This window comes from Anaeromassilibacillus sp. Marseille-P3371 (assembly GCF_900169665.1).
Lineage (GTDB): Bacteria > Bacillota > Clostridia > Oscillospirales > Acutalibacteraceae > Anaeromassilibacillus.
The window spans coordinates 1,797,169-1,813,872 of the sequence record NZ_LT835157.1 but is presented as its reverse complement, the minus strand read 5'-3'; the positions used below and the strand labels follow the sequence as shown (position 1 = coordinate 1,813,872).

The 16,704-nt window shown below is 58.3% G+C and carries 15 protein-coding genes; 13 read left to right on the top strand and 2 right to left on the bottom strand.

The genetic code is table 11. The annotated features are described in order from the left end of the window. The 13 genes from B9Y59_RS16060 to B9Y59_RS07040 all read left to right on the top strand — a co-directional run. Positions 1-206, top strand: a 206-nt coding sequence (locus tag B9Y59_RS16060; RefSeq protein WP_207651498.1) for a hypothetical protein, incomplete at its 5' end; no start/stop codon positions are given. Positions 207-4,701: 4,495 nt separating this feature from the next. After that, on the top strand, positions 4,702-7,560 hold the full coding sequence (locus B9Y59_RS07090; RefSeq protein ID WP_085532623.1) for a hypothetical protein: 2,859 nt from the start codon (positions 4,702-4,704) through the stop codon (positions 7,558-7,560). Between the two features lie 13 nt (positions 7,561-7,573). After that, positions 7,574-8,449: a phage tail family protein gene (locus B9Y59_RS07085; protein WP_054322879.1), complete on the top strand. Its 876-nt coding sequence runs from the start codon at positions 7,574-7,576 to the stop codon at positions 8,447-8,449. Positions 8,450-8,451: 2 nt separating this feature from the next. Then, positions 8,452-9,606, top strand: coding sequence for a siphovirus ReqiPepy6 Gp37-like family protein (locus tag B9Y59_RS07080; RefSeq protein ID WP_054322880.1), 1,155 nt, complete (start codon positions 8,452-8,454; stop codon positions 9,604-9,606). An 11-nt stretch (positions 9,607-9,617) separates the two neighbouring features. After that, a complete protein-coding gene (locus B9Y59_RS07075) occupies positions 9,618-10,631 on the top strand; it encodes a hypothetical protein (RefSeq protein ID WP_085532621.1) in 1,014 nt (337 codons plus the stop codon). Between the two features lie 12 nt (positions 10,632-10,643). Beyond that, positions 10,644-11,309: a hypothetical protein gene (locus B9Y59_RS07070; protein WP_085532619.1), complete on the top strand. Its 666-nt coding sequence runs from the start codon at positions 10,644-10,646 to the stop codon at positions 11,307-11,309. Then, entirely contained in the window at positions 11,306-12,073 is a 768-nt protein-coding gene (locus B9Y59_RS07065; RefSeq protein WP_158088972.1) for a carbohydrate-binding protein, read from the top strand. Before B9Y59_RS07070 ends, B9Y59_RS07065 begins: the two co-directional genes overlap by 4 nt. A 60-nt stretch (positions 12,074-12,133) precedes the next feature. After that, positions 12,134-12,280, top strand: coding sequence for a hypothetical protein (locus tag B9Y59_RS15715; RefSeq protein WP_158088971.1), 147 nt, complete (start codon positions 12,134-12,136; stop codon positions 12,278-12,280). Continuing rightward, entirely contained in the window at positions 12,255-12,881 is a 627-nt protein-coding gene (locus B9Y59_RS15710) for a hypothetical protein (protein ID WP_158088970.1), read from the top strand. The genes B9Y59_RS15715 and B9Y59_RS15710 overlap by 26 nt, the downstream gene beginning before the upstream one ends. Positions 12,882-12,883: 2 nt before the next feature. Then, the gene (locus B9Y59_RS07055; protein WP_085532615.1) at positions 12,884-14,125 is read left to right on the top strand and encodes a hypothetical protein; all 1,242 of its coding nucleotides are present in this window, start codon (positions 12,884-12,886) and stop codon (positions 14,123-14,125) included. Then, positions 14,109-14,390: a hypothetical protein gene (locus B9Y59_RS07050; RefSeq protein ID WP_054322887.1), complete on the top strand. Its 282-nt coding sequence runs from the start codon at positions 14,109-14,111 to the stop codon at positions 14,388-14,390. Before B9Y59_RS07055 ends, B9Y59_RS07050 begins: the two co-directional genes overlap by 17 nt. Further along, complete coding sequence (locus B9Y59_RS07045) at positions 14,380-14,616, top strand: hypothetical protein (RefSeq protein ID WP_054322888.1); 237 nt, start codon at positions 14,380-14,382, stop codon at positions 14,614-14,616. The genes B9Y59_RS07050 and B9Y59_RS07045 overlap by 11 nt, the downstream gene beginning before the upstream one ends. Next, positions 14,604-15,263: a hypothetical protein gene (locus tag B9Y59_RS07040; RefSeq protein ID WP_085532613.1), complete on the top strand. Its 660-nt coding sequence runs from the start codon at positions 14,604-14,606 to the stop codon at positions 15,261-15,263. The genes B9Y59_RS07045 and B9Y59_RS07040 overlap by 13 nt, the downstream gene beginning before the upstream one ends. Positions 15,264-15,934: 671 nt before the next feature. Here the strand turns inward: B9Y59_RS07040 and B9Y59_RS07030 are convergent. Both B9Y59_RS07030 and B9Y59_RS07025 read right to left on the bottom strand, forming a co-directional pair. Further along, on the bottom strand, positions 15,935-16,162 hold the full coding sequence (locus tag B9Y59_RS07030) for a DUF6514 family protein (protein ID WP_085532609.1): 228 nt from the start codon (positions 16,160-16,162) through the stop codon (positions 15,935-15,937). Further along, positions 16,140-16,379 carry a helix-turn-helix transcriptional regulator gene (locus B9Y59_RS07025; protein WP_054322892.1) on the bottom strand — a complete coding sequence of 80 codons (240 nt, stop codon included), beginning with the start codon at positions 16,377-16,379 and terminating at the stop codon, positions 16,140-16,142. The genes B9Y59_RS07030 and B9Y59_RS07025 overlap by 23 nt, the downstream gene beginning before the upstream one ends. Positions 16,380-16,704: the final 325 nt, after the last annotated feature.

The following is a 16,704-nucleotide window of genomic DNA, read 5'->3' as shown; positions in this document are numbered from 1 at the left end:
TTCCTCGCTGTGATGGACGAGTACAACGACCTGCACACGCCCGGCGGGAAGGACGAAGAGGTCTTTGCGGACGAGTGGGAGGGGTAACCGGCGTTTGTTCCGGCCTGCTTTTTCAAAGCGCCTCCGATTCGCCCGCAGAAATACCGCTTGACCGCACTCCGCTTTGGGGCGCGGCCTCAAAGGAACCGGTTCGGGCGCGGCTTTAAGGAAACCAGCGGTGCAAACAACCTGCCGGGGAAGAATGCGGTTCGCATCCCACGCAGGCTTTTTTGCCTCAGCGCGCCTGTTGGGGCGCGGCCTTAAAGAAACCGGTTTAGATGCGGCTTTAAGGAACCCGGCGGGGCGAACAGCCCGCCGGGGAAGAATGCGGTTCGCATCCCACGCAGGCTTTTTTGCCTCAGCGCGCCTGTTGGGGCGCGGTCTCAAAGAAACCGGTTCGGGCGCGGATTTAAGGAAACCGGCGGGGTGAACAGCCCGCCGGGGAAGAATGCGGTTCGCATCCCGCGCAGGCTTTTTGGCTTCAGCGCGCCTGTTGGGGCGCGGCCTCAAAGAAACCGGTTCGGGCGCGGCTTTAAGGAACCCGGCGGGGCGAACAACCTGCCGGGGGAAATGCGATTCGCATCCCACGCGGGCTTTTGGCCTCAGCGCGCCTGTTGGGGCGCGGCCTCAAAGGAACCGGTTCGGGCGCAGATTTAAGGAAACCGGCGGGGTGAACAGCCCGCCGGGGGAAATGCGATTCGCATCCCGCGCAGGCTTTTGGACTCAGCGCGCCTTCTAGGGTTCTGTTAAAAAATAGAGAAGACGGCTGCGGGATGCCCTTAAAAAGTTCCTGATCCCGCCGCTCTTTTAGGGGGCGGTTTTTTGATGCACAAATTTAGGAGGTGACGATTTGCCGGATCGAACATTGGGAAAAGACGGTTCCGGGCTCGGCCTGGACACCCGCTTGCTGGAAACGCGTGTCGCCGATCTTGCCGACCTTTGGGACGACATGTACAGCGACGCAGACAAAACGGCAAAAGAATTCAACCAGACCATGGTGGAGGGCGCTGAACAATACCGGAAAAAGCTCGTGGAGATCGCTGAACAGCTCGAACAGCAGCGCAGGACCATGATCCAGCTGCAAGAGCTCGCCGGCACGCCCGCCGCAGGGACCGATACAGCGCTGCAAGCACAGCGGGCGACCGTTCAGTTGGAGCTGGAGCGCAACAAGCTCCAGGAGCTGGAAATACAATTTGACCGCACATACGACGCGATGCGTTCCTTCCTCGCACAGCAGAACAAGATTTCTTCCGCGCCGCTGCGGGCGATTCAGCCGCAGCAGGCCGGCGGCGCAAAGGCGGATGCAGGGACGTCCGGCAGCAGCGCTTTGCAGAGCGGCCTGTCGGTTTTCACCGATACGCTGCCGGATGCTTTCTCGAAATTGGAGGAGCTTGCCAGCCGGATCGACAAACTCCGCGAGTCCGGTTCCTCCGGCCTCAGCGCCCTCGCTTCGGGGGTGAATTTGATCGGCTCCTTTGTAGCGGGGCTGAACTTGGCCGCTTCCGTGGTCGGGATGATTGCCGAGGCCTATCAAAAGATGCGCGCGGAACAGATGCTCGCCTTTCAGGAGGGAATCCAGCAGGCGCAGAGCTATTCAGAAACGATCCGCACGGCAGAGGCCAATCTGGCGGTTTTGCAGGATGCAACTTCCTCCATCCAGGAGGTGCGCGCGGCCAGAGAATCCCTGGCCAACCTCATGCCCAACCTCATCGTCGGGTACGACAGCGAAGGGCAGGCCATCCTAGCAGGCAACGAGCAGCTTCGCGAACGGCTCAGCCTGATGCGCGAGGAGGAAGAATATTACCGCCAGAAGGCAGTGGACAACGGCGCGGTCTACGCAAACGACGCCGGCGCCTTGCAAAAACAGATCCAGGACCTTGAGGCCAGCATGGCGCAGAACCGGGAATGGCTGGAATGGAGCGACGCAGCGCTGATGGACGTCAATCCAACGCTGTCGAAAACGATGCTTGAGGAACAGCTGAAAAGCCAATCCGAAGAGCTCGCAGAGCTAAAGCACCAATACCGTGAAGTGGCCCAGGAGGCCAGGGACTATTACTACGTTGCAGTGGAAGAAGCCACCGGGATCACCGATTCCAACGGGGAGATCATCACTTCGTTCACCAACATGAGCGAACAGTACAAGACGGCTGTGCGCGAAATGCTGAAGGAGTACGACGAGCTCTTTCAAGGGACTGTTTCGGAAGACCAGATTCAAGGGATTGCCTCCGACATCAATGAGATGCTGAAGGACCCCGAACTGGTTGAACGCTACGCCGCTTCCTGGCGGAAGGCAAACGAGGAAGCCCAAAGGCAAGCGGACCTGGCGTATATCCTGACACAGCAGTACGGGCAGCAAACCGTCTCCATGGAGACCCTTTCCGACGCCTACGCAAAGCTTTCCGGCGGGGTGGCGCTCTCCAAAGAGGAACTGCAACAATTGGCGCAGGCACTCCCCGAGGTCCACAGCTACCTCCAACAGACCGGGGACCTGACGTTGCAGAGCGGGCAGCTTTTGATGGAGGTCCAGTATCAATCCTACGCGGACAATTTGAATGAGCTTTCCACCGCCTACCAGACCCTCTCCTCCGGGCAGAGCCTGAACTTGAACCAGCTCGAAGAGATGCGGTCGAAATATCCGCAGATCGACGACTACCTCCAAAAGACCAACGATCTCACCCTGCGCAACGGCGAGGTCCTTCGGGAGGCCGCCGACGCACAGAAGGAGGCGACCGTCTCCTTCCTGGAAAACAACCGGCAGCAGCTGGAATCCCAGATCGACACCACGCAGAAAAAGATCGAGATGTTGGAGTCTGAGATACAGGTTTATCAAATCGCCGCGGCCTCGGAGTACGCCTCCGTCACGACACAGCAGCGCCAGGAACAGCGCGTAACCAACAGCCCGAAAAAGATCGCCCTCTGGCAGCAGCTTGCGCAGGAGAAAGAGCAGCTCGAAAGCACGATCGCCCTGTACGAAGAGATGAAGCGCAAGATCGAAACCATCCGGCATTCGACCTGGAACTCCACAAAGCCAGCCGCTTCCAACGTGCCGTCTTCCGTCCGGAAGGACAGCGGCCTTTCGGACGAGCTGAAACAAATGGACCATCAGAAGAAGATGGAACAGCTCAATTTGCAGCAGGAGCTCGCCTGGCTAAAAGAGCTGCAACAGAAGTACAACGATTTGGCCGACGACCGGATGAACCTCGAATACCGCATCTTTTCCGTGGAAAAGGAGATCCGGGAGGAACAGCGCCAGGGCGTCCAGGAAAAACTGGACGCGGCCTATGACGAACTGGACCAGAAGGAGAAGCTCAGCGAGGAGAGCATCCAGCTCGCCCAAGAGGAATACCGCAAGCTCGACGCACTGCGCAAGGAGTATGTGTATGCGCCCGACGCGGATTGGGACAAGGCCAGCGAAGCACAGCGCGCCTATCTGCTCACCAAGGAGCAGGATCTGGACCTGAATGCGCGCCTGTACGAATCCCAAAAACGGCTGGCGGAAATGCAAAAAGAGGCCGCCCAGGGCATGCTGGACGACGCCTACGGCGACATCTCCCACGAAAAGGCGATGGACCGGATGACCGCCGCGCAGGAGCTGGAACTTTTGGAGACCATCCAGCGGAAGGCCGAACAGATGAGCGCGCAGATTGGAGAGTTGACCACCAGCACACTCGCCCAGCTCACCGAGGAACAGGCCCAATATGTGCTGAACGCCGAACAGAAGTTGGAGCTGGAAGAAAAAATCCACGAAGCGCGCAAACGGGCCTACCAAGAGGAGTACCAAAACCTCCAAAACCGGATCGTCCTGGAGGACCTTTCCACAGAGGAACAAATCGAACACCTGGAACGCTTGCAGCGGAAATATAAGAACAACAAGGAAATCCAGATGGACTTGGAGATCGAGCTGTACAACCTCAAAAAAGAGCTCCAACAGGAGGAGATCAACGCGATCGATTCGCTGGCCGGCGCCCTGGTAGAGGCCCTGCGCAACCGCTACGAGGAACAGCGCAAAGCGGAACAGGACCGCATACAAGAGAGCATCGGGAACTGGCAGACCTGGGAGGACGAGACGGTCTCCGCCATCCAGGGGCAGATCGACGCGCTCGACGAGCTGGAAAAACAGGAGGAGAGCGAGGAAAAGCGCCGGGAGTACGAGCAGAAAAAGCAGGCCCTACAGCTACAGCTCGCCTATGAAAAGGACGACTACCAGCGCAAGCAGTACCAGCAGGAGCTGGCCCGCCTGGAAAAAGAGGAACAGGAACGCCTGGACCAGGAGGCCCGCGAGGCGGAGCGCGAACGGCTGGAAGAGGAGATCCAGAAGGTCCAGGAGGAATCGCAGAAGCAGCAGGACGCCCTTCAACAGGAACTGGACAAGATCAACGAGGAATACGACAAGATGACCAGCGATTTCCAACTGCGCGCCGAGGCCGAAAAGGCCATCATGGCAAAGACGCAGAAGGAGATCATCGAACTCATCCAGTCGTATGCGCCGGAGTACGACTTGGCGGGCCAGAGCATCGGCCAAAAGCTGGCGGAGGGCTTCAAGGACAAATTTGGCAGCGTGCTGGACTACGTGCAGGAGGTCACCGACGCGATCTCCAACTACCAGCAGACCTTGATCGACCAGGCCAACGCCGCCGNGTCAATCCAACGCTGTCGAAAACGATGCTTGAGGAACAGCTGAAAAGCCAATCCGAAGAGCTCGCAGAGCTAAAGCACCAATACCGTGAAGTGGCCCAGGAGGCCAGGGACTATTACTACGTTGCAGTGGAAGAAGCCACCGGGATCACCGATTCCAACGGGGAGATCATCACTTCGTTCACCAACATGAGCGAACAGTACAAGACGGCTGTGCGCGAAATGCTGAAGGAGTACGACGAGCTCTTTCAAGGGACTGTTTCGGAAGACCAGATTCAAGGGATTGCCTCCGACATCAATGAGATGCTGAAGGACCCCGAACTGGTTGAACGCTACGCCGCTTCCTGGCGGAAGGCAAACGAGGAAGCCCAAAGGCAAGCGGACCTGGCGTATATCCTGACACAGCAGTACGGGCAGCAAACCGTCTCCATGGAGACCCTTTCCGACGCCTACGCAAAGCTTTCCGGCGGGGTGGCGCTCTCCAAAGAGGAACTGCAACAATTGGCGCAGGCACTCCCCGAGGTCCACAGCTACCTCCAACAGACCGGGGACCTGACGTTGCAGAGCGGGCAGCTTTTGATGGAGGTCCAGTATCAATCCTACGCGGACAATTTGAATGAGCTTTCCACCGCCTACCAGACCCTCTCCTCCGGGCAGAGCCTGAACTTGAACCAGCTCGAAGAGATGCGGTCGAAATATCCGCAGATCGACGACTACCTCCAAAAGACCAACGATCTCACCCTGCGCAACGGCGAGGTCCTTCGGGAGGCCGCCGACGCACAGAAGGAGGCGACCGTCTCCTTCCTGGAAAACAACCGGCAGCAGCTGGAATCCCAGATCGACACCACGCAGAAAAAGATCGAGATGTTGGAGTCTGAGATACAGGTTTATCAAATCGCCGCGGCCTCGGAGTACGCCTCCGTCACGACACAGCAGCGCCAGGAACAGCGCGTAACCAACAGCCCGAAAAAGATCGCCCTCTGGCAGCAGCTTGCGCAGGAGAAAGAGCAGCTCGAAAGCACGATCGCCCTGTACGAAGAGATGAAGCGCAAGATCGAAACCATCCGGCATTCGACCTGGAACTCCACAAAGCCAGCCGCTTCCAACGTGCCGTCTTCCGTCCGGAAGGACAGCGGCCTTTCGGACGAGCTGAAACAAATGGACCATCAGAAGAAGATGGAACAGCTCAATTTGCAGCAGGAGCTCGCCTGGCTAAAAGAGCTGCAACAGAAGTACAACGATTTGGCCGACGACCGGATGAACCTCGAATACCGCATCTTTTCCGTGGAAAAGGAGATCCGGGAGGAACAGCGCCAGGGCGTCCAGGAAAAACTGGACGCGGCCTATGACGAACTGGACCAGAAGGAGAAGCTCAGCGAGGAGAGCATCCAGCTCGCCCAAGAGGAATACCGCAAGCTCGACGCACTGCGCAAGGAGTATGTGTATGCGCCCGACGCGGATTGGGACAAGGCCAGCGAAGCACAGCGCGCCTATCTGCTCACCAAGGAGCAGGATCTGGACCTGAATGCGCGCCTGTACGAATCCCAAAAACGGCTGGCGGAAATGCAAAAAGAGGCCGCCCAGGGCATGCTGGACGACGCCTACGGCGACATCTCCCACGAAAAGGCGATGGACCGGATGACCGCCGCGCAGGAGCTGGAACTTTTGGAGACCATCCAGCGGAAGGCCGAACAGATGAGCGCGCAGATTGGAGAGTTGACCACCAGCACACTCGCCCAGCTCACCGAGGAACAGGCCCAATATGTGCTGAACGCCGAACAGAAGTTGGAGCTGGAAGAAAAAATCCACGAAGCGCGCAAACGGGCCTACCAAGAGGAGTACCAAAACCTCCAAAACCGGATCGTCCTGGAGGACCTTTCCACAGAGGAACAAATCGAACACCTGGAACGCTTGCAGCGGAAATATAAGAACAACAAGGAAATCCAGATGGACTTGGAGATCGAGCTGTACAACCTCAAAAAAGAGCTCCAACAGGAGGAGATCAACGCGATCGATTCGCTGGCCGGCGCCCTGGTAGAGGCCCTGCGCAACCGCTACGAGGAACAGCGCAAAGCGGAACAGGACCGCATACAAGAGAGCATCGGGAACTGGCAGACCTGGGAGGACGAGACGGTCTCCGCCATCCAGGGGCAGATCGACGCGCTCGACGAGCTGGAAAAACAGGAGGAGAGCGAGGAAAAGCGCCGGGAGTACGAGCAGAAAAAGCAGGCCCTACAGCTACAGCTCGCCTATGAAAAGGACGACTACCAGCGCAAGCAGTACCAGCAGGAGCTGGCCCGCCTGGAAAAAGAGGAACAGGAACGCCTGGACCAGGAGGCCCGCGAGGCGGAGCGCGAACGGCTGGAAGAGGAGATCCAGAAGGTCCAGGAGGAATCGCAGAAGCAGCAGGACGCCCTTCAACAGGAACTGGACAAGATCAACGAGGAATACGACAAGATGACCAGCGATTTCCAACTGCGCGCCGAGGCCGAAAAGGCCATCATGGCAAAGACGCAGAAGGAGATCATCGAACTCATCCAGTCGTATGCGCCGGAGTACGACTTGGCGGGCCAGAGCATCGGCCAAAAGCTGGCGGAGGGCTTCAAGGACAAATTTGGCAGCGTGCTGGACTACGTGCAGGAGGTCACCGACGCGATCTCCAACTACCAGCAGACCTTGATCGACCAGGCCAACGCCGCCGCGGACAAATTCTATCAGACGCACCAAAAGCAGGCGGACCTGCCGCAGCCGCCGGCCTCCCTTTCGGCTGCGCGGGAAAAACAGGTCCAGGTGACGGTCAACTTCAACCAGCCGGTGGAGAGCCCCGTCGAGACGCGCCGCGCCATCCAATCCGTCATGAACGAGATCGCGCGGCAGATCGGATAAGGAGGATGAAAACATGCAGAGAATGGTATATGTGCCGCCGGGCGGCAATGTGGAACTTCCGGAAACCTGTGTGGAGTTCTCCCTTGCGCCGCCGTACATCATCGGCAGCGTGACGGGAACCGGCGGCCCGGAGACCACCGTGATCTCCTCCAGCGTCCCCGGGGTGGACGGCGTATTCGTCCACGGCATCCGCACGGAGAGCCGGGAGGTCACCTGCTTCATCCACGTCGATGGCGAGGACCGCAAGGATATGTACCGCAAGCGGTTCGAACTCATCAAGAAACTGACCCCCGGGCAGGAGCCGGGCCTGCTCTACTACTTCAACGATTATACGGTCAAACGCATCGCGGCGTTTCCGCAGTCCTCCCCGAGCTTTACGGAACGCATTCAGAATTACAACCGGGCCGAACTGCGCTTCCTGTGCCCGTCGCCCTACTGGGAGGACACCGTCGCCCAGAGCGGGTATATGGCCTACATCGACGGGGGATTCCGGTTCCCGTTTCAGTTCAAGCCGTCCATCTCCTTCGCGGCCCTGCGCAACCGCACCAGCCTGACCAACGCGGGTTCTGTGGCCGCCCCGGTGGAGATCACCATTCGGGGGCCGGCGACCAATCCCGCCGTGGTCAACGAGACCACCGGAGAGCGCTTCCAGGTCCGGCGGGACCTCGCGGAAGGGGAAACCCTACAGATCCGCACCAAGCGCGGCGAAAAGAGCGTCAAACTCTTCCGCGCGGGGCAGGAGCCGGAGGATGCATTCCAATACATCGACCTGCGCTCCACTTTCTTTCAGCTGGTCCCCGGCGTCAATGCACTGCGGTATGAGAGCGACAACGAGACGGAACACGCCCGCGTGACGGTGCGGTTCCGCGAATGGTATGCGGGGGTGTGACGATGCAGATACCGAGCATTCGGGTCCTTTCACCCGCCTTGGAGCTTCTGGGGGAGTTCGACGCGTACACCTCCCTGCAGTTCAGCCGGCTCTGGCAGGGGGTGGGGGACTTCGAGTTTCATCTGTTCGGCGAGCTGGATGAGCGCGTGCTCGCCCAGGGCAACCTGGTCCTGTTGGACGCCGACGGGACGCGGGCCGGCATCATCCGCTCGGTGGAACAGGACGACGGCGAGGGCGGCGTGACCGTGACGGTGCGCGGCCAGACTTTGAACGGGCTGGCCGGCCAGCGCACAACGCTGCCGCTGGAGGGCGAGGCGAACGGCGGATATGACGTTGTGCCCGCCCTGGAATCCGCCGGGCAGACGCCGGACCCCGTTCCGGCGGAGACGATCCTCAAGACCTACGCTGGCCGGCACCTGGCCAACCCGTTGGACCCCAAGCGGAAGATCCCCCTGCTGGTTCTTGCGCCCGACCAGGGGCGCGGTATGGAGACCGTTTGGATGAGCCGGTTTGAACCGCTCGACGAGGTTTTGCAAGCGGTGGGCGAATACACGGACATGGGATGGGGCATCCACCTGGACCCCGACGGGGGAAATCTGGTCTTTGACGTACTCCCCGGGGTGGACCGCACAGACCAGCAATCCGAGAACAGCGCGGTGGTGTTCGCCCTGGAATTCGAGAGCGTCGAATCGCTAAAATACCTGCGCGATGTTTCGGGGCACCGGAACCTCGCCTATGCGGGCGGCGCCGGAGAGGGCGCGGACCGCACGGTGCTCAAGGTGACAAACAACGCCGAAGAGCCGGAGGGCCTCGAACGCTTTGAGACCTTCATCGACTGCGGAACCCTGGAGATTGTCGGAAGCGATACCGCGATGAGCCTGGAGGAGGAGGGAAAGCACAAGCTGCTGGACTATCCCCGGACCGAGAGCCTCACCGCAACTCTGCCGCAGGGGGGCTCGTTCCAATACCGCCGGCACTGGGACCTGGGAGACCTGGTGACGGTGCTGGACCGCAACCTCGGCGTAGCTGCCGACATGCGCATCGCACAGGTGACCGAACGCTATGAGGCGGGAAGCTACGGCGTGGACATCACTTTCGGCGAAGCGCCGAAACATCTGGGGCGCGTCATCCGAAGCCTCAAAAATACAGTGAGATAGGAGGAATCCCATTGGCAGAAAAATCGTTATTTTTTGACTCCACGGAAAACGACGAACGGCTCTACTCCTCTGCGGATTTTGCGCAGTTCATGAAGCTGTTCTACTCCACCGGCGTGGTTCAGGGCGGCGACCGCCTGAAGGTCACCAAAAACACGGAAAAGCTGGCGGTGTCCGTCCTGCCGGGCGAAGCGGTTGTGGACGGCCGCCCCTACTGGCTGACCGAACAGGCCAAAGAGTTGGCCGTCCCCGCGGCGAGCACGTCGTTCGCGCGCATCGACCGGGTGGTGCTCCGTCTGGACCTGAGCACGGAGGTCCGCTCGATCACGGCGCAGATCTTGCAGGGCGAAGCCACCGCTTCGCCGCAGCCGCCAAAGCTGCTTCGAAACAACAACTATTACGACATCTCCCTCGCACAGCTGTACATCCCGGCCAACGCCCTACAGGTCGAGACCGTGACGGATGAGCGCTACGATGCGGAACTCTGCGGCATCTGCCAGGGGCTCTACACCCTGGACATGAGCGACTTCGAGGACCTGAACCAATTCCTCGGCCCCTTTACCGAGCACATCGAGGACGGGGACATCCACGTGACGAAGAAGGAAAAAGAGGCGTGGAATGGAAAGGCGGAGAAGAGCGACCATCAGCTGAAAACCTATACCGATTTAAGTCAGATCGGGCTCAAAGTGGGGAGCGAAACCATCGAAGAGATTTGTGAAGCTTTGCCGGATGATTCGCTTTTAATTTATCCAGTTGGAGATAGGAGTTCCGAGATTTATCCTACGGAATATGGCCTAACGGAAGTAATTAGGCGTAATCAAAACATTATTACTATGCGATATACCCCAAAACGAGGAACTCAGGCAGTTGTTCAATATGCAGGATTAGCCTATAAGGATACAAGCGGATGGCATTGGTCGGGCTGGTCTGCGGATGCATCCAGTGTCAACGGCTTTACATTTGCGGTAGCCGATAAGGAACCAACCAGCGCACCGGCTGGACGTATTACGTTCGTATATGAGGCATAAGGGGGGATATAAATGCCGATTTATGTTCCGGACAGCAGCAACGTTTTGAAGGAATTAAGCTCGATTATGGTTACCACACCGGACAATGTGGTACGGGAAATAGCAGAGGGGTGGCATACGGGGGAAGATAAAGTAAGTCGGTTGGTATATGAAAACATAAAAGAAACAATTCCTGCGCCAATGACCGGACAAGTCTCAGGAAAAAAAGCATATTCATACTTAAGCAGAACGGACCCTTTGAAGATTAATATTGTAGCAAATGGCAGAGTGGTTAGAGACACTGCACAGATGTCATTTAGCTTTCGACCTAAGATTCAAGCGAAGGCAGGGGATAAACTTGTTTTTAAAAATGTAATTATAGTTTTTGATAGGCTTGGTAAAGGAAATATAGCATATGAATGTACGGCGTCTATATCAATAAATAATGGAGCTAAATTCTTATTGTCGGAACATCGGGAAGCGGCGGACTTTCCAAACGAATCCCCTTATTCCATTACATTGAAAAAAGATTATGAACTGGTACTTGACGCAGCAATGGAAATAAACAGCATTCGTTTTAGGGGAACTATGAGCAATAGTTCCGGATATGACAACGCAAAAGTGTACTTCGAACTGTCCCAAAATCCGAAAGATACACTAATTGCCAAACATCCGATAGAATGGAGATGGAGCGAATGAATTTACAATTTGCAGACAACACAAGTTTGATACTGGTGGGAGCACGGGAGGTAACAGAGTATATTAATAACCAGCGTCGTGCGGCTATCTGTCTTGCTTTTGACGGCAGCAAATACCAGGATGCGAAACTACGAGAAGTATTTATCGACCAAGAGAAGATCCGAACTATGCAAATAGATAATGGAACTCCGATTAAAGGGTACACGGTGTTCGTCCGCAGTATCTATGAATTTGGTCAAATCAGCATCGTTATGGCGCAGGATGTTCCAGCTGTCGAGGCACAACTTGTGAAACAAAACAAAATGCAAGCGCAAGCTATTGACATTATGATTGGTGATACACCTAGTGATTCGTTGATTGCCGAAGCAAAAGCCAAGCGGGCGCAGATCGAAGCAGCGGCGGCGGACTTGTCCGATGAGCAGGCATATGAACGCGCGTGGATGTTCCCCCTTTGGGATGGCGGGGGCCATGCGTATGCAGAGGGAGAGCGCGTGCAGCACGGCGGCGTGTTGTATCGCTGCTTGACCGGGCACACGTCGCAGGACAGTTGGAGGCCGGATACTGCGCCCTCGCTTTGGGTAAGGATGGATGACCCCGCGGTGGAATGGCCGGAATGGAGACAGCCTGCCGGAAGCACGGACGCCTATTCCAAGGGCGCAAAGGTCAGCCACAACGGGAAACACTGGATTAGCAACGTAGAGGCGAATGTTTGGGAACCGGGCGTCTCCGGCTGGACCGAGGTCCCGGACGGGGCAAATCTATAGGGATGGAATGCACAGCGCTCTTAACGGCCCGGCATAAGGCTGTGGCGGGAGGAGGGGAGTGTGCCGGAGAAACGGAGCGGTTTCAATTCCCTCTCCTTTCAGAGGCAATGGCGGGAATCCGCCGTGGAAGGCGTCCCGGTCCCCGGCTTTGGGCGAACGGAAAAAGGGCGGGAATGCCCGCATGGGCCGCAGGTGCTCTCCACCTGAAGCGGAGGACTGCCTGGATTCGGAGACGAACATCGGAATCCAGGCGCTGGACCGGGCCAAACCCGCCCGCCGTCGCCGGGACCGGCCGGAAAGCATGCGCCGCTTTGCGGCCGCCATGGCCGCACAATCGAAAACGCCCCGGTGTACAAACGGACCTCCGGGAGATCCGGCGAAAGGTGACGGAATGGGCTGCCCGTTCCAACCTATGGCGGGAGACGCTGTTCGCCGAAGGGCCCGGAGCGCCCGCCGCGGGCCCAGTGGGGGCGGCGACAGCCGCCCGGTTTTGATGGGAGGAAACTTGATGGACTTGAATCAATTTTGGAGCTGGGAGAGCCTGGCGACCTTTGCAGGGGCGACGGCCTGTACCGGGCTGTGCACCCAACTGCTCAAACGCTCCTTTGGAAAGCTTCCGACACAGTGGCTTTCCTACATCCTGGCGGCGCTGTTGCTGACCGTCACAACCGCAGCCACGGGCGGATGGACCCAGCCCTGGACCGTCTGGGCGCTGGTGCCGCTCAACGCCGTCCTGGTGAGTCTGGCGAGCAACGGCGCATTTCAAGCGGTAACCCGCGTGCAGAGCCGCGGGCCTACGGAGGGATGACGATGGCTGAAACGAGTGTGACCGCGCGCATTGATGGGCAGACATACGCCCTCGCTTATCATGAAGCAACCGGGAAATGGGAAGCGGAGTGCAAGGCTCCGGAGGAATCCTCCTATGGACAGGAAGGGCATTTCTACAGCGTCGCGGTGACGGCTTCGGACGGCGCAGGGAACAGCAGCACCGCCGACGCTTCCTCCGACGGAACGCTCGGCGCCTCTCTACGGCTGTTTGTCAAGGAGACCGAGCCGCCCAACGTTGCCGTCCTTTCACCGCAGGCTGGGGCCTATCTGGCGGACCCGAAGCCGGTGGTAGCCCTGCAACTGCGCGATACCGGCAGCGGCGTCGCTGTGGAGACCTTCCAGCTTCGCCTGGACGAAGGCGATGTGTTGGACAGCCGCGCGCCGGGAATGTCTGTCACAGCAGTGGAAGGCGGTTATGATGTCTCCTACGTCCCCCAGAGCGCCCTGAAGGACGGCGTCCATACGGTTTCGGCCGCGGTATCCGACCACGACGGCAACCAGGCGGAAGCGGCATCGCGAAGCTTTACCACCGACACAGAGCCCCCTGTGCTGGCCGTTGCACAGCCCCAGGACGGCTTTGTTGCGAAGCAGGGGCCCCTGGTGGTATCCGGGACGGCCACCGACGCCGCCAGCGGCCCGGTGACCATCCGGCTGACCCTGAACGGAAGCGCGCAGGGCGCGGTGACAGCCGGGCCCTCCGGCGCGTGGAGCCGAACCGTCCCCTTGCGGAAGGGGGAAAATACCCTACTGGTAACTGCGGAGGACCGCGCGGGATGGACCGCTTTGGCCGTCCTCCGGGGGACGTTCCAGGAAGCCTCCCTACAGATTGCCCGCGTCTCGATTTCCGCCAATCCCGAGGATGCGGGCGAGACGCATGTGATCTGTGTGGAGATTGCAGGGGGAACAGCCGAAGCGGTGTGGGGACGAGCTGGCCAGCACGACCTCACCTTTGAAAAGGCCGGGCCGGATATTTGGCAGGCGCTGGTCCCGGCCGGCGGGGCGGGCCAGGCTTATGAAGTTCGAATCTGGGCGGAGAACGCGGATGGGGAACAGGCCTATTGGGAAGGGACGCTCTCCCTGCAGGACGGCCGTCCGATCTGTGCGCTTTTGGTGGAGGACCCCTATCGGGTGATGCTCTTGCCAGAACGCCAAACAGCCCATCTGGAAAAAGACCGCTGTGAAGTGCAATTGACAAGGAGGTGTTCCTGTGCTGCCAGTGTATAAACGATCGTGGATTTTAGGTGAGGACAAGTATGTCGAGTTGGAGGTATGCAGCACCCAAAAGGGCGAGGTGACCATTCCAAGCGCGAGCTGGTCCCTCACGCCGGAGACGGCGGCGGAGGCCGAGCAGAGCGGCGCATGTGAAGTGGAAGGCAACCGCATCCGTGCGCTGATTGAGCCGCAGAAGACTGGAAATTACACCTTGGAGATCACATATGAGTTGCCGCCGGAGACGCGGAAGGTGCGGGTGATGGTGGATGTCCATTAGAATTACAGAAGCGCAGTTGACCCCACAGACCACAACGGCCGGCAGCATGGTTCATCTGGCTGTGGGGGTGGAATGGTACGGCCTGCTCCAAAACAGCGCCGGGGCCGTGCTCTATGAAAACACAGGAGCCGTGCTGCACACGGCGGACGGTTTGGACTGTGTGCTTCCCTATACCGGTGTGGAAATTGACGCAGCGATTGGAGGTCTTAGAACATGGGAGACATGACAACACGCGCCGCCGGGCCGGGCGGCCAGGGAGGCGGACGCTATATCCTGGCGCACACCGGCGCTGAGATTGACACCGCCGTGGAAGGCTGGCAGACCGCGCGGAACCGGACAGACGCGACGGCTGCCGACATTGCAGAGGGGAAAAAGGCGATTGTCCAATCCGGGCTTGTGACGGGAACGATGCAGGCGGGAAATGACGGCACGGTTCCAGATATTCCAAAGGCGGAAGCCGACAACGAAATGTATGTCCTGTTGACTTTTACAGAGGATGGCGGGACCGCGGGTATTTCCGTCCTGGACTATAATACGTGGAGCTTTACCCAGCGAAACATCTCGGAATCCAATTGGTGGGACCCTGTAGACCTGCAAGGGAGTGCCATTGCAAACGTAAATCTGGTCACGTATCCGGGCCAGCCAAAAGCGATCCTGGTACACGTCACCAGCTATGGCCTCAATCCATATTGGACTTTATCGGTCACGTCGACGAATCCGACCTGTTGCGTCACCACAATCGTGGGGACAAACAAAATACAAATATTCAAAAATTTGGGCGACCACCCCGGTTCGCTTGCAGACTACCGGACTGCATACCAGATTGTCACCACCGGCCAGGAACCCGCGCAGTCCCCGGAGGGAGAAATCTAAAACGCCTCTGGCCGTCATTCCGAATGGCGCCATGCCGTCGCAAGGGGCAGGCCAATCTGAAAAAAGGACGAGCACGCCAACGCTATGGTACAAGCCGCGCACCGTCCCTTGGGGAAGCTTTTTAATGTTCTCAAGCTGGCCAAGGGGAAACCCGGCCGGGTTTCCCCTTGGCCCCGGTATGGGCGGGACGGGCAGCACTGTAAATGCCGGTTGTCAAGGATTCCCGGGAGAAGAAGGGGCTTGAAATGGGGACGGAACATGCTAAAAAGGAATGCCTTTCTTTGGATGGTCACAGCGGCGAACGTATCCTGCGCCTACAATTCGAGGCGGGCCGCCCCGCTAGGCGAGGGGAACATAGGGCGTGGGGGATGAGGGAATTCCAATCTGGGACGGCCGCTGGCGGGTTCATCCACGGATTTTGGTGCCTTTCCAGAGATGGGACGGCACATCTTGGAAAATAGTATCTGGGGGATTCCTCTTATGTTGTACCGGGGGACGGCCGGAATAAGGCCCAGAAAGGCCCCCGTCACGCATTCGGTTCCTCCCCTCCTATGCCGTACCGGAGGGCGCCTGGGGACGGCTCTGGTCAAGCGTGCGGCGGACGTCTTTGTGGATGGGAGGACCCGGCCGAGGGCCAATCCGTGCTGCCTTGCCAAACAAAAGGCTGGCCCTCATAGGGCGTCCAGAACAACGTCCAGGAGATGGATGGGGGACAGCTGGCCCCTGGTGCAGCGCTGTGCGAGCGCGAGTACGAAGGAACCGTCCGGGGAGATGTCCGAGACATACGCCTGGAGTTCCCAATCCAGGTCCGTAAACAGCAGAGCGGCAATCCCATAGGAATGATAAAGCCCGATGTAGGGGGAAAACAGGGTTTCTCTATAGGGGATATATTGGAACATCTTTCATGGCATCCTCCCGGTAATCCTCAAAATTCAGCTCAAAGAAAAAGACAAGGCGAAGAAAAATCCGGGTGCCGGGCAGCCGTTCTCCTTTCTCAATTTTTTGATATTCCCGCACAGAGATCCATAGGGCGTCAGCCACCTGTTGTTGGGTCATCTTGCGTTTTTCAGTGCGGGCGTGGAAGACATCGTGTGAAAAATGTGATTTTAATGACATGAATATTCCTCCTTGAAAAGAAGAATATTCGAATCTCCCCAATGAGAACACGAACGGACGCGCACATTGTAAGCATTGTCGAATTTTGTCACACGATTTTGTTGAATTAAGGAATTGCTCAACAATTCGTTCGGCCTACAAATCGTTTCCACCGGCAAGCCGGACAAAACGGTTCTCCGGCCGCCGGGGCCGTCCCCGCAAAGGACGGCGGGAAGCAGGCGGGACGGGATCGTTTGCCGGGCGTTGATCGCCCGCCCCGGAAAGAAAAAGGCGCCTTCGGGCCGGGCAAAAAACAGATGGGCGTATCACCCCCAAAAGGAGCGAT

Excerpts from the sequence above, each read along its gene's own strand:
- B9Y59_RS07090 (WP_085532623.1), top strand. The coding sequence starts at position 4,702 with ATGCTTGAGGAACAGCTGAAAAGCCAATCCGAAGAGCTCGCAGAGCTA.
- B9Y59_RS07085 (WP_054322879.1), top strand. The coding sequence starts at position 7,574 with ATGCAGAGAATGGTATATGTGCCGCCGGGCGGCAATGTGGAACTTCCG.
- B9Y59_RS07080 (WP_054322880.1), top strand. The coding sequence starts at position 8,452 with ATGCAGATACCGAGCATTCGGGTCCTTTCACCCGCCTTGGAGCTTCTG.
- B9Y59_RS07070 (WP_085532619.1), top strand. The coding sequence starts at position 10,644 with ATGCCGATTTATGTTCCGGACAGCAGCAACGTTTTGAAGGAATTAAGC.
- B9Y59_RS07065 (WP_158088972.1), top strand. The coding sequence starts at position 11,306 with ATGAATTTACAATTTGCAGACAACACAAGTTTGATACTGGTGGGAGCA.
- B9Y59_RS15710 (WP_158088970.1), top strand. The coding sequence starts at position 12,255 with ATGGGCCGCAGGTGCTCTCCACCTGAAGCGGAGGACTGCCTGGATTCG.
- B9Y59_RS07055 (WP_085532615.1), top strand. The coding sequence starts at position 12,884 with ATGGCTGAAACGAGTGTGACCGCGCGCATTGATGGGCAGACATACGCC.
- B9Y59_RS07045 (WP_054322888.1), top strand. The coding sequence starts at position 14,380 with ATGTCCATTAGAATTACAGAAGCGCAGTTGACCCCACAGACCACAACG.
- B9Y59_RS07040 (WP_085532613.1), top strand. The coding sequence starts at position 14,604 with ATGGGAGACATGACAACACGCGCCGCCGGGCCGGGCGGCCAGGGAGGC.
- B9Y59_RS07030 (WP_085532609.1), bottom strand. The coding sequence starts at position 16,162 with ATGTTCCAATATATCCCCTATAGAGAAACCCTGTTTTCCCCCTACATC.
- B9Y59_RS07025 (WP_054322892.1), bottom strand. The coding sequence starts at position 16,379 with ATGTCATTAAAATCACATTTTTCACACGATGTCTTCCACGCCCGCACT.